The organism is Acinetobacter sp. 789_lipA, assembly GCF_058242845.1.
This window is the reverse complement of sequence record NZ_JBZAYS010000001.1, coordinates 799,138-811,427: the sequence shown is the minus strand read 5'-3', so window position 1 is coordinate 811,427 and position 12,290 is coordinate 799,138. Positions and strand designations below refer to the sequence as shown.

Annotated in this window: 9 protein-coding genes, 2 tRNA genes and 1 rRNA gene; 6 read left to right on the top strand and 6 right to left on the bottom strand. The window is 42.4% G+C overall.

Going from position 1 to position 12,290, the window contains the following annotated elements; translation table 11 throughout:
• Positions 1 to 294: 294 nt before the first annotated feature.
• The 4 genes from AC4CUZ_RS03825 to AC4CUZ_RS03810 all read right to left on the bottom strand — a co-directional run bounded on the left by AC4CUZ_RS03825 (position 295) and on the right by AC4CUZ_RS03810 (position 3,111).
• A tRNA-Ala gene (locus AC4CUZ_RS03825) sits at positions 295 to 370 on the bottom strand.
• 68 nt (positions 371 to 438) lie between these two features.
• A tRNA-Ile gene (locus tag AC4CUZ_RS03820) sits at positions 439 to 515 on the bottom strand.
• 61 nt (positions 516 to 576) lie between these two features.
• Positions 577 to 2,114: ribosomal RNA gene (locus AC4CUZ_RS03815) — 16S ribosomal RNA — on the bottom strand.
• A 427-nt stretch (positions 2,115 to 2,541) separates the two neighbouring features.
• Positions 2,542 to 3,111: a peptidylprolyl isomerase gene (locus AC4CUZ_RS03810; protein ID WP_005402030.1), complete on the bottom strand. Its 570-nt coding sequence runs from the start codon at positions 3,109 to 3,111 to the stop codon at positions 2,542 to 2,544.
• A gap of 199 nt (positions 3,112 to 3,310) precedes the next feature.
• On the opposite strand from AC4CUZ_RS03810, the gene AC4CUZ_RS03805 reads away from it, so the two are divergent.
• Both AC4CUZ_RS03805 and AC4CUZ_RS03800 read left to right on the top strand, forming a co-directional pair.
• Positions 3,311 to 4,537 carry a transposase gene (locus tag AC4CUZ_RS03805; RefSeq protein ID WP_490747273.1) on the top strand — a complete coding sequence of 409 codons (1,227 nt, stop codon included), beginning with the start codon at positions 3,311 to 3,313 and terminating at the stop codon, positions 4,535 to 4,537.
• Between the two features lie 91 nt (positions 4,538 to 4,628).
• Positions 4,629 to 5,297: an acetoacetate decarboxylase family protein gene (locus AC4CUZ_RS03800; RefSeq protein WP_224467928.1), complete on the top strand. Its 669-nt coding sequence runs from the start codon at positions 4,629 to 4,631 to the stop codon at positions 5,295 to 5,297.
• Between the two features lie 46 nt (positions 5,298 to 5,343).
• On the opposite strand, the gene AC4CUZ_RS03795 is transcribed toward AC4CUZ_RS03800, so the two are convergent.
• Positions 5,344 to 6,417: an alpha/beta hydrolase gene (locus AC4CUZ_RS03795; protein ID WP_490747272.1), complete on the bottom strand. Its 1,074-nt coding sequence runs from the start codon at positions 6,415 to 6,417 to the stop codon at positions 5,344 to 5,346.
• Between the two features lie 284 nt (positions 6,418 to 6,701).
• On the opposite strand from AC4CUZ_RS03795, the gene AC4CUZ_RS03790 reads away from it, so the two are divergent.
• Both AC4CUZ_RS03790 and AC4CUZ_RS03785 read left to right on the top strand, forming a co-directional pair.
• Positions 6,702 to 7,792 (top strand): IS4-like element ISAba1 family transposase gene (locus tag AC4CUZ_RS03790; protein ID WP_085947913.1). Its coding sequence is split into 2 segments (ribosomal slippage): positions 6,702 to 7,242 and positions 7,242 to 7,792, totalling 1,092 coding nucleotides; the frame shifts between segments, so codons are not numbered across the junction.
• Positions 7,793 to 7,858: 66 nt separating this feature from the next.
• A complete protein-coding gene (locus AC4CUZ_RS03785) occupies positions 7,859 to 8,377 on the top strand; it encodes a hypothetical protein (protein ID WP_490747269.1) in 519 nt (172 codons plus the stop codon).
• Positions 8,378 to 8,490: 113 nt separating this feature from the next.
• Here the strand turns inward: AC4CUZ_RS03785 and AC4CUZ_RS03780 are convergent, their stop codons facing one another.
• Entirely contained in the window at positions 8,491 to 8,718 is a 228-nt protein-coding gene (locus AC4CUZ_RS03780; protein WP_004697397.1) for a hypothetical protein, read from the bottom strand.
• A 924-nt stretch (positions 8,719 to 9,642) separates the two neighbouring features.
• Here AC4CUZ_RS03780 and grpE point away from each other — a divergent pair.
• Together grpE and dnaK are read left to right on the top strand one after the other, a co-directional pair.
• Positions 9,643 to 10,191 carry a nucleotide exchange factor GrpE gene (grpE, locus tag AC4CUZ_RS03775; RefSeq protein ID WP_004697399.1) on the top strand — a complete coding sequence of 183 codons (549 nt, stop codon included), beginning with the start codon at positions 9,643 to 9,645 and terminating at the stop codon, positions 10,189 to 10,191.
• A 122-nt stretch (positions 10,192 to 10,313) separates the two neighbouring features.
• Entirely contained in the window at positions 10,314 to 12,254 is a 1,941-nt protein-coding gene (gene dnaK, locus AC4CUZ_RS03770; protein ID WP_004697401.1) for a molecular chaperone DnaK, read from the top strand.
• Positions 12,255 to 12,290 lie beyond the last annotated feature (36 nt).

The window sequence follows — 12,290 nt, the reverse complement described above, 5'->3', positions numbered from 1 at the left end:
ATACCAAAACGCTTGATTCAGTTAATTTCGCTAGTAACTCATTTCTTCAACCTTCATCAATCAGTAATAAATCACTGTTAATGTCGATCTTAAAAACGAGTATGAACAAATTATTTCAACTCAAATATATTCTGTTAATGATTTTTCCAGCCTTCGTCAGGTCAGGAAACTGTGATAAATCACAGAAGTTAATAAGTTATCTACTTACTAATTTCTGTAATCCAACCTATCTGCGCGAAGCATAGCTTCTTGCTTAAATTTCAAGGAAAAGCATGCTTTTCTTGTCTTGAAATTTGGTGGAGACTAGGAGAGTCGAACTCCTGACCTCCTGCGTGCAAAGCAGGCGCTCTACCAACTAAGCTAAGTCCCCAGCTTATCAATAAGTCAATGTCTCTGTTTTTCTGTATTCAGCATTTAACAATGCTTGTTAGTCAGATTTGGTGGGTCTGACAAGACTTGAACTTGTGACCCCACGCTTATCAAGCGTGTGCTCTAACCAACTGAGCTACAGACCCTCAGATACATCGTCATGAAGAACAACTTGTTGTGGATTCTTACCAATCGTCAATCTTTCGTTAAGGAGGTGATCCAGCCGCAGGTTCCCCTACGGCTACCTTGTTACGACTTCACCCCAGTCATCGGCCACACCGTGGTAAGCGTCCTCCTTGCGGTTAGACTACCTACTTCTGGTGCAACAAATTCCCATGGTGTGACGGGCGGTGTGTACAAGGCCCGGGAACGTATTCACCGCGGCATTCTGATCCGCGATTACTAGCGATTCCGACTTCATGGAGTCGAGTTGCAGACTCCAATCCGGACTACGATCGGCTTTTTGAGATTAGCATCCTATCGCTAGGTAGCAACCCTTTGTACCGACCATTGTAGCACGTGTGTAGCCCTGGTCGTAAGGGCCATGATGACTTGACGTCGTCCCCGCCTTCCTCCAGTTTGTCACTGGCAGTATCCTTAAAGTTCCCGGCTTAACCCGCTGGCAAATAAGGAAAAGGGTTGCGCTCGTTGCGGGACTTAACCCAACATCTCACGACACGAGCTGACGACAGCCATGCAGCACCTGTATGTAAGTTCCCGAAGGCACCAATCCATCTCTGGAAAGTTCTTACTATGTCAAGACCAGGTAAGGTTCTTCGCGTTGCATCGAATTAAACCACATGCTCCACCGCTTGTGCGGGCCCCCGTCAATTCATTTGAGTTTTAGTCTTGCGACCGTACTCCCCAGGCGGTCTACTTATCGCGTTAGCTGCGCCACTAAAGCCTCAAAGGCCCCAACGGCTAGTAGACATCGTTTACGGCATGGACTACCAGGGTATCTAATCCTGTTTGCTCCCCATGCTTTCGTACCTCAGCGTCAGTATTAGGCCAGATGGCTGCCTTCGCCATCGGTATTCCTCCAGATCTCTACGCATTTCACCGCTACACCTGGAATTCTACCATCCTCTCCCATACTCTAGCTTCCCAGTATCGAATGCAATTCCTAAGTTAAGCTCAGGGATTTCACATCCGACTTAAAAAGCCGCCTACGCACGCTTTACGCCCAGTAAATCCGATTAACGCTCGCACCCTCTGTATTACCGCGGCTGCTGGCACAGAGTTAGCCGGTGCTTATTCTGCGAGTAACGTCCACTATCCTAGAGTATTAATCTAAGTAGCCTCCTCCTCGCTTAAAGTGCTTTACAACCAAAAGGCCTTCTTCACACACGCGGCATGGCTGGATCAGGCTTTCGCCCATTGTCCAATATTCCCCACTGCTGCCTCCCGTAGGAGTCTGGGCCGTGTCTCAGTCCCAGTGTGGCGGATCATCCTCTCAGACCCGCTACAGATCGTCGCCTTGGTAGGCCTTTACCCCACCAACTAGCTAATCTGACTTAGGCTCATCTATTAGCGCAAGGTCCGAAGATCCCCTGCTTTCCCCCGTAGGGCGTATGCGGTATTAGCATTCCTTTCGGAATGTTGTCCCCCACTAATAGGCAGATTCCTAAGCATTACTCACCCGTCCGCCGCTAGGTCGTATAGCAAGCTATACTTCCCCGCTCGACTTGCATGTGTTAAGCCTGCCGCCAGCGTTCAATCTGAGCCATGATCAAACTCTTCAGTTAAAAATCATTAGTAGCTTATGGCTACAAATCTTGGCTCATCAATTTTCTGACAAATATTTCTCAAATAAACTTCGAGTAATTCTTACCATCAATCAATGAAATATTTTCGATCGATCAATCAGTAAAAATCCACACAAGTTGTTCTTCATAATCTCTTAATGATCTTTCTAACACCTCGTCAGTGCTAGAAGCTGGACTCAATATACTTAACAACTCAGCACTTCGTGCTTCGTTCGTTTCCGTCTATCTCGTCGGTATGGGGTGCATTCTAGAGGATTTCTAAAGCTTTGCAAGTGCTTTTAACTGGTTGTTTTATCGGGTGTTGTATTTTTATGCACTAAAAAGGTTCAAAAACATGCAGTCACACACCTAACCTAATAATTTTAAAGCAGAAATATAAATTTAATATTTCTGCTCTCTTTTTTCATTACTTTTGCACTGCTGCTGCTTTAATATTCACACTGAGAATTTTAACAGGTTGTTTCGGTACATCTTGATGTGGCCCTGCACGTCCTGTCGGTACTTTAGTGATCTTATCCACCACATCCATACCTTTAGTGACCTGACCAAAAACCGCATAACCTGCGTTATTGGTACTTCTATCTAGAAAGTTATTATCCACCACATTAATAAAGAACTGACTGGTTGCAGAATGCGGTAGGTTGGTTCGTGCCATCGCCAAAGTGCCACGTTTATTAGATAGACCATTGCTTGATTCATTTTGAATGGCTGGTCGAGTTGGCTTTTCTACAAGGTCCGCAGTCATACCCCCGCCTTGTACCATGAAACCCGGAATGACGCGATGAAAGATCGTGCCGTTATAAAACTTAGCTTTCGTATAGTCTTCAAAGTTTTTTGCTGAGATAGGTGCTTTATCATTAAACAGTTCAATTTCGATGTTGCCCATTGATGTTTTCATTTCAACAATCGTGTTATTTGCCATGACCGCCATACTCATACATGTAGCCGCCACTGCAACTAAACTCTTCTTTAACATTTCTTTACTCACAGCATTCAGATGTTATTAGATTTCGGTATATTAATCGTTCAGTTTGACATCCTCCGCGACCTAAAGGCATAGGTATCTACACAATTTCCGAGCTTTGCGTTAAATTGAAGAGCATGCTCTTCAATTTAACATCTCTGGTCTGGATCAGCGTCTTGTCAAACGTTATAACAGCCTTGTAAAACTCAATATGAATCCTCTTGCTTCACTTGCTCCCGCAATCAAAGACCTGGCCTCTACCCAAAAGTCGAGTTTCTCAACTACACAGGCTGTTTGGCGATTCCTGAATAATAATAAAATCTCTTTTAGTCAATTAAACCAGCCGATTAAGCTTCTTGCATGCGAACAGATCAAGACATCACCGCATCAGTATGCATTAATCGTTCATGACTGGTCTCAACTGCAGTATGTGAAGCACAGTCATAAGGTTCGGCGTCTTCAAAGAACAGAGGCGAATTCAGGCTATGAATTGCAAAGCAGTTTACTTGTCGATGCGTCATCAGGGCTCCCAATTGCGCCATTAGCTCAGACGCTAACAGATGCATCCGGCTGTTATTCCACATTCAGTGAACAATACAGCGAGCGCAAGTCCCATTTGGACTCACTCGCAGAACAAATCAAAACGATTGAACAGTATCCGATTGAGAAAACAAAAGTCCATATCATTGACCGTGAAGGAGACTCGATTGCCCACTTGAGGGAAATCAGCAGCCATGGTTTCAAATGGTTGATTCGGGCCAAAGAAAGCCATCGGATTGAGCATCAAGGGGAAACCTACAAAGTTGCAGAAGTCGCAGAAAAAGTAGTAACTCAGCAAGTTAAGCCGATTGCTTATAAAGGAAACAGGCATATGCTGCATGTTGGAGAAACCGATATTCGGATAACGCGTGCAGCAAAACCGAAGAGAAAAGATGATTTAGGCCAACGGGTTGCTCCCCAGCCAGGCAAGGCAGTTACAGCCAGATTAATTGTTGCTGTGGTGAAAGATGCTCAAGGTAAAACAGTCGCGAGATGGTCGCTGATCAGCAATGTTTCTTCAGAGATTGATGCGGTTGAATTAACCACCTGGTATTACTGGCGCTGGACAATTGAGTGCTATTTCAAGCTTATCAAGCAGGCAGGCCATGACGTTGAATCATGGCTTCAAACCACACCTGCAGCGATTTTAAGACGGCTCCTGATCAGCAGTATGGCGTGTGTGCTGACTTGGCGAATACAGCGTTCTGAAGATGAACAAAATCAAAAAATTCGTATATTTCTGACCCGTCTTTCAGGCCGACAGCAGAAGAGAGGTAGGTTGGAAAGTGCACCTGCGATATTAGCAGGACTTTCGATTTTACTGAACACTCTTCAACTGCTCTCAGAATATTCAATAGATGAACTGAATGAAATCGCAACAATTGCATTAAGTACCTAAAGATGTGTAGATACCTATGGGCTAAACCCCGAGGTTTTACGCTCCAATGGATAAATAAAACACTACTTCTTCTAAGAAAACGAGAATAACGATGAATGAAGCTTTAGCCCTGTCTCAATTGAGTCAATTTCCACCTTGGCATTTACAAGGTGAAGCCTTTATTTTGAATTATTGGATCAGTCCGCAATTTATCCGACAATATAAAGCGTTTCGTATCGCCCCGTCCCCGATTGGTCGTGTGGTTCAAGTCATGTTGGTGCGTTATCATCAATCCCCTGTTGGACCTTATGATGAACTGCTTTTGCTCGACCACCCTTTACTGAGCAAACGGCGATTAAGCTCGATTCCTAAAATTTATGTGTCTACACAGATTTCAGTTGAACATGGTCAACAACTTTGGGGCATTCCGAAAGAGTTCGCTCAGTTTGACTGGCATACGCAGAATGAAACTACACAATGCCAGCTTAGTACTCAAAACCAAACGCTGTGTTTAACACTCACCCAATGTAAAAAGGCACGTCCGTTTTATATTAATAGTCATCACATTCCACGTTCTATGCTCAAAATACAGCAAGCATGGCAAGGTCAACGTTATGAGTTTTCTCCCCAGTTCCGCGCAAAGCTAATGAAGCTGAAAAAATTTGAATGGCAAAACCATACCACTCTCTTTCCAGACTTTGGCCAAGCCAAGGCTCTACAAAGTTTTTATGTCCCGAGCTTTCAGCTCGTTTTTCCAGAAGCCAAAATCCGCTCTAAATAAAAAAGAATGTTCCACGTGAAACATTCTTTTGAAAATTCATGCTTTTTTATTTGGCATTCTTATCCCAAAATTTTCTAAAGTTCTTTGCCATTTCTATGGTGATTTTTTTTGCTCGACGAGAAATGATGGTGAAGTTCACAAAGCCATGCGGTTGATCTAGATAATTCTGATAATAAACCTTATTGCCCTGTTGCTTTAATTTAATGGCATAAATTTCACCTTCATCATGCAATAAATCATGACCTGCGGTGATGACAAAAGCGGGGGCGACACTTTTTAATACGCCATAGGTTGGCGAAACAATAGGATCATCCAGAGCTACTTGATGTTGTTCAGCATACAATGACGTCACCCTATCGACATCTTGCCCCGTTAAGGTCAGTCCATCTTTATAAGCAAAGAACGATGGATGGCGACTTTTGAAATCGACCACGGGGTAAATTAACAGTTGTGCACTTGGCGCATAAGCTTTTGCAGCAGTTCGCTGCGCCACCACGGCACTGATATTACCACCGGCACTATCGCCAGCCACCGCAATTCGATTTTTCAAAATTTTGAACTGACGACGGTTTTGATAGACCCAAGCCAAAGCATCTTCACAAGATTGAATTAATAAATTCGGGCCAACTTCTGGCGCCAAAGGATAATCAATACTGAGCACCTGCACTTTGGCATGGATCGCCAGTAAGCGACAGACTTCATCATGACTGTCGAGACTGCCGACCACGAAGCCGCCGCCATGATAAAACACCAGCATCGGAAGTTTCTTATTCGGTGCAGGATGATAATGCCGCGCAAACACAGTTCCACTTTGTAAAGGTAGACGTAAATCCTCCACTTGTTTTACCGTGCTGGGTTTGGCGGTCAACATTTGAATTTGATGATCAAACAATTTACGCGAACGGTGGTAGTCTTCAAAAATAAAGCCCGATTTGCCTTGCTTATATTGAGCCGCCATTAAGCATTTAATAAAGGGGTCCAGTTGTTCAAACTGGTGAGGATAACCTAGTGCTTTCACCAGGCCTTCTTGTGCTACTGTCGGTAAGCGATCAATCATACGTGCCGCAGTGCCTTGGCCTTGTTCCATCCATTGTTGTAAAGTTTGATTCAACACGCCCATATCAATAATATCCTTTTATCGTTCTTCATATTCTCTACATGATCATCACTTATGTGACCATTCTCTTATATAAGTCTTCACATCAAGATACATAGCAATACGCCCTATACGCTAATCTTCTTTTAAGAGCTTGTCATTGACAATTTTTATGCCGATTTAGGAGTGTTTTGCTACTCCGTTTTATGAAGGAGACATGCCATGACTAAAAAAATACTCTGTACACGACAAAAATAGATAACTCATTGAAATAATGTCACAATAATTGTTTTCTAACGACGAATACTATGACACATCTCAATGAGTTATATCTTATCTTAAACAAATCTCTAAAATGGAACAAGTCACATTTAAAGTGCTTTGCGCTCATCATGCTTGTGATTATTTTAAAGCAAACATGTAATCTTTCTTCTGCATCTAAAGCCTTGCCCATCAAGTGCTTACCACAATCATTTTATCGACGTATGCAGCGCTTCTTTGCAGGTCAGTATTTTGATTATCGTCAAATTTCTCAGTTGATTTTCAATATGTTTTCATTCGACCAAGTGCAACTGACTTTAGATAGAACCAATTGGAAATGGGGAAAACGAAATATTAATATCCTGATGCTCGCAATCGTTTATCGTGGAATAGCGATACCTATCCTTTGGACATTGCTTAATAAACGTGGAAATTCAGATACGAAAGAGCGTATTGCTTTGATTCAACGCTTTATAGCCATTTTTGGTAAAGACCGTATTGTGAATGTGTTCGCAGACAGAGAGTTTATCGGTGAGCAGTGGTTTACATGGTTAATTGAACAAGACATCAACTTCTGCATTCGTGTTAAAAAAACTTCATTGTCACCAATCATTTAGGAAAGAATCATAAAATTAGTGATTTATTTCGCCATCTTAAAGTTGGTCAAATTGAATGTCGTAAACGACGGATTTTGGTTGGTCGGGTGAAACTATATATAAGTGCACTACAGTTAGAAAATGGAGAGCTTTTACTCGTCGTTTCTCCTCAGTTTAATGCCAATGCTATTCAGGATTATGCATTACGCTGGGAAATTGAAACCTTATTCAGTTGTCTCAAAGGACGCGGGTTTAATCTTGAAAATACGCGCTTGACAGACCCTAGACGAGTGAAAAAATTGATTGCGGTGTTAGCTATAAGCTTCTGTTGGTGTTACTTAACGGGTGAATGGCAACATGATCAAAAAAAAGCGATAAAAATAAAGAAGCATGGACGACTCTCAATGAGTTTATTTCGCTATGGTTTAGACTATGTTCAAATGGCGATTCAGCGTTTAATTGGTTTTGGGAAAAAAGAAGAGTTTAAGGAAATTTTGGCAATTTTAAGAAGGCAGAATCCTGATAGGATAAGGGTTCTGTGAAATTTGTCGTGTACAGAGAAAAAAATAATATTCCTCTCGCTCATCAGCACTTTGTTTGTTGGCTGTGTGGCTTTTCCTGAGGATGGCTATTATGACGGACGCTACGACCACCGCTATGATTATGATGATCGACGCTACGACCAGCATGATCGCTATGAACGTGAACGAGACCGCCAACGTTGGGAATACCAACAACGACAAAACCGTATCGAGCGCGAACGTCGCGAGGCAGACCGAAACCGCCAAAGACATGCTGAATGGGAACGTCAAAACCGTGAACAAGAACGGCAACGTATTGAAGCTGAGCGCAAACGGATCGCCAATCAACGTCATCACGATTGGCAACAGAAAAAGCGTGATCAAGAGCGATTAAACCAAGAACGTAAACGTTATGATGCTGAACGTCAGCAACGACAAAATGCCGAACGCCAACGTCGCGAGCAAGAGCGTCAACGGACTGAAGATCGACGCAAACAATCCCATAACGATCGTAAGCAACATCCCGATGATCAACGCCGCGATCAAAACAAAGGTTGGGATAACTCACGTCAAGAACGAGAAAATCGTCATCGTACATCAGACTGATGAAATAACACGGCTGAGCAGCTTTAGTGATTTACCCTCTAAAAAAAGACCTTCACGGCATCCGGTGAAGGTCTTGAACAAAGCGAGTGTAAGAGAACGTTCTCTTTTAAGCTTTATTGTTGTGTTGTCGCAGGTGTAGATTGGATGGGTTCAATCTGAGCCGCAGGATCTGCTTGAACCTCGACTCCAGCACTCCCCTCAACGGTTGCTGTTGCATCCGGTGCAGTGGTCACTTGAGCGGACTCAGGCGCTGTACTGGTTTCATTTGAGCTACAGCCCACAATGGCAAATGCTGAACCTAAAAGCGCTAGAGACAATAATGCAGTTTTCTTATTTAACATTCTTTCATTTCCTTTTACGTCATACAAAAATAGCAAAGCCAAACTTTGCCCTGCCTATCTTTGTCAAATCTGAAAACTTTTACACACGTGCTGAGTTGTAGTTTTTGCAGACTCGAGTACAACTTGTGCAATTTTTTATTAATTGCGCACAAATGCCGCCTTAGCACTACATCTCCACAGCAATGCAAGTTAATGTGCTGATTCTTCATTGTTTCTCTCTTCGATTAGCAGCACAAAAGGAAATCTATACTGAGCCTCTCAACTCTTCAGCATTGCAGAACTCTTGTATGCTGATACACGATTAAATAATGTTACTTTTAAATTTTAAGCAAAAAAAAAAGCTTAACCCAAGGCGGATTAAGCTTGAAAAAGCATACAAAAATAAAGAAACCACAGCCTTAAAAATCGAATTTTGAGCGCAAAGCTCGAATCATCCTGACAGCATTATACCTTTGCACTGAATAAAGTACTTTTGGGAGACGTACTATTCAAAAACCTAAATCTCTAAATGGGAGAGTTTCCCCAAGCTATGCAAATAGGTCGCAGTCACCATACTTTGCTCTCTCCACAAAGTATGATCACCGCTGATGAACTCATTATGTGGTCAAGCGAAAAATTAGTAAAACAGATAAATTTAATTAAAATAATTCAATGTAACGATTAGCCTTTTTCAACATAAAAAAACTCAAGCAGAATTGGAAATGGACCTTCGGACAGAATAAGCACCTAGAAAGCCTGATTTCAGCAATTTTTTACCAAAAATACATGAATTAATCACTGAAGCCGCTTGAATTTTTGGCTGTTGCCCCGACCTTTGTATTAATCATGAATTTTATCACTCATGGCAGTTCAGGATTAACCCAGTTAGCACTGAAGCCAAAAGGACTGTACATGTTTAAGAACCCATTTAAACGGAGTAAATCTATGGCGGCTGAGCAAAACGAACAAGCTCAAGATCTAGGGCAAGAGCAAGCTGATCAACAAACAGCACAAACTCAAGCTGAAACGGAGCAAGCTGAAGTTTCAGTTGAAGATTTACAAGCCCAGATCACTAATCTGGAAGAAAGTTTAAAACTTGAAAAAGCCCGCACTGCAAATGCTGTATACGAAGCACAAAAAAGTGTAGAGCGTATTCAACGTGAATCAGAGAAGCATAAAGACACCGTTCTCGAAAAATTCGCAAAAGAGTTACTGGACTCAGTGGATAATTTAGAACGTGCCCTTAGCGCATCGGGTGAGGAAAAAACACCAATGTTTGAAGGTGTGGAACTGACGTTGAAATCGTTACTGACTGCACTGGAAAAATTTGGTGTGGTCGCAGTTGATACAGCAAATGGTTTCAATGCGGACTTGCATCAAGCAGTCGGGATTGATCCAAATGCGAAAGCCAACGAGATCGGAACGGTATTACAAAAAGGTTATACCTTAAATGGTCGTTTGCTTCGTCCAGCAATGGTCATGGTTGGCGCATAAACTCTATAAATTCGAGAGTTTGTAAAATTTTTTCTTGATTATCACTTGAAAAAAATTGAACGGCTCTCATATCGAATAACAAGCAAAAACATTGCAAAAAATAATTTTGAGGAAGCATCCAAATGGCTAAAATCATTGGTATTGATTTAGGTACTACAAACTCTTGCGTAGCAGTACTTGAAGGTGACAAAGTTAAAGTTATCGACAACGCTGAAGGCACTCGTACAACTCCATCAATTATTGCGTACAAAGATGGCGAAATTTTGGTGGGTCAATCTGCTAAACGTCAAGCGGTAACCAATCCTAAAAACACATTATTCGCGATCAAACGTTTGATCGGTCGTAAGTACCAAGACCAAGCAGTTCAAAAGGACATCGGTCTTGTCCCTTACAAAATCATTCAAGCGGACAATGGCGATGCTTGGGTTGAAGTAAACGACAAGAAACTTGCACCACAACAAATCTCTGCTGAAATCTTGAAAAAGATGAAGAAAACAGCAGAAGATTACTTAGGTGAAACGGTTACTGAAGCCGTGATTACGGTTCCTGCTTACTTTAACGATGCGCAGCGTCAAGCGACTAAAGATGCAGGTAAAATTGCAGGTCTTGATGTTAAACGTATCATCAACGAACCAACGGCTGCTGCACTTGCGTTCGGTATGGACAAAAAAGAAGGCGACCGTAAAATCGCGGTTTACGACTTAGGTGGTGGTACTTTTGACGTATCAATCATTGAAATCGCAGACCTTGATGGCGACCAACAAATCGAAGTGTTATCAACCAATGGTGATACCTTCCTTGGTGGTGAAGACTTTGATAACGCATTAATTGAATTCTTGGTTGAAGAATTCAAGAAAGAACAAAGTGTGAACTTGAAAAATGATCCACTTGCGTTACAACGTTTGAAAGAAGCCGCTGAGAAAGCAAAAATTGAGCTTTCTTCATCAAATGCAACTGAAATTAACCTACCGTACATTACAGCGGATGCGACTGGTCCTAAACACTTAGTGATCAACGTGACACGTGCAAAACTTGAAGGTTTAGTGGCTGATTTGGTTGAACGTACAATCGAACCTTGCCGTATTGCACTTAAAGATGCAGGTCTTTCAACTTCTGAGATTTCTGATGTGATCTTGGTGGGTGGTCAGTCTCGTATGCCACTTGTACAACAAAAAGTACAAGAGTTCTTCGGTCGTGAACCACGTAAAGACGTGAACCCTGACGAAGCGGTAGCAATGGGTGCTGCGATTCAAGGTGCGGTATTGTCTGGTGACAAAACTGACGTACTTCTTCTTGACGTTACTCCGTTGACACTTGGTATTGAAACCATGGGTGGCGTGTTAACAGCAATTATTGAGAAAAACACCACGATTCCTGCGAAGAAATCTCAAGTGTTCTCAACTGCTGCGGACAACCAACCTGCTGTAGACATTTCTGTGTTCCAAGGTGAACGTAAAATGGCACAGCAAAACAAATTGTTGGGTAACTTCCAATTGGGCGATATTCCACCTGCTCCACGTGGTGTGCCACAAATTGAAGTATCGTTCGACATTAACGCTGACGGTATATTAAAAGTATCGGCTAAAGATAAGAGCACTGGCAAAGAGCAATCCATCCAGATTAAAGCAAACTCAGGTTTGTCTGATGCTGAAATCGAAGCAATGATCAAAGATGCTGAAGCGAATGCTGAAGAAGACCGTAAGTTCGAAGAACTTGCGAAAGCACGTAACGAAGCGGATGCATTAGTATCTTCTGCTCAAAAAGCAGTGAAAGATCTAGGCGAGCAAGTAACAAGCGATGAAAAAACTGCCATTGAAACTGCAGTCGCTGAGCTTGAAACTTCGACTAAAGAAAATGATGTAGAAGACATCAAAGCGAAAACTGAAGCGCTTCAAAACATCATCATGCCGATCACGCAACGCGCTTATGAAGCTGCGCAAGGTCAAGGCGGTGCTGAAGGTTTCGACCCGAATGCATTCGGTGGTGACGCTGGTCAACAACAGAAAGCGGACGATGGCGTTGTAGATGCTGAGTTCACTGAAGTAAAAGATGACAAAAAATAATTTGTCTCTTTAATAAAAAACCGCGCGAAAGCGCGG

Excerpts from the sequence above, each read along its gene's own strand:
- AC4CUZ_RS03810 (WP_005402030.1), bottom strand. The coding sequence starts at position 3,111 with ATGTTAAAGAAGAGTTTAGTTGCAGTGGCGGCTACATGTATGAGTATG.
- AC4CUZ_RS03780 (WP_004697397.1), bottom strand. The coding sequence starts at position 8,718 with ATGTTAAATAAGAAAACTGCATTATTGTCTCTAGCGCTTTTAGGTTCA.
- AC4CUZ_RS03805 (WP_490747273.1), top strand. The coding sequence starts at position 3,311 with ATGAATCCTCTTGCTTCACTTGCTCCCGCAATCAAAGACCTGGCCTCT.
- grpE (WP_004697399.1), top strand. The coding sequence starts at position 9,643 with ATGGCGGCTGAGCAAAACGAACAAGCTCAAGATCTAGGGCAAGAGCAA.
- AC4CUZ_RS03800 (WP_224467928.1), top strand. The coding sequence starts at position 4,629 with ATGAATGAAGCTTTAGCCCTGTCTCAATTGAGTCAATTTCCACCTTGG.
- dnaK (WP_004697401.1), top strand. The coding sequence starts at position 10,314 with ATGGCTAAAATCATTGGTATTGATTTAGGTACTACAAACTCTTGCGTA.
- AC4CUZ_RS03795 (WP_490747272.1), bottom strand. The coding sequence starts at position 6,417 with ATGGGCGTGTTGAATCAAACTTTACAACAATGGATGGAACAAGGCCAA.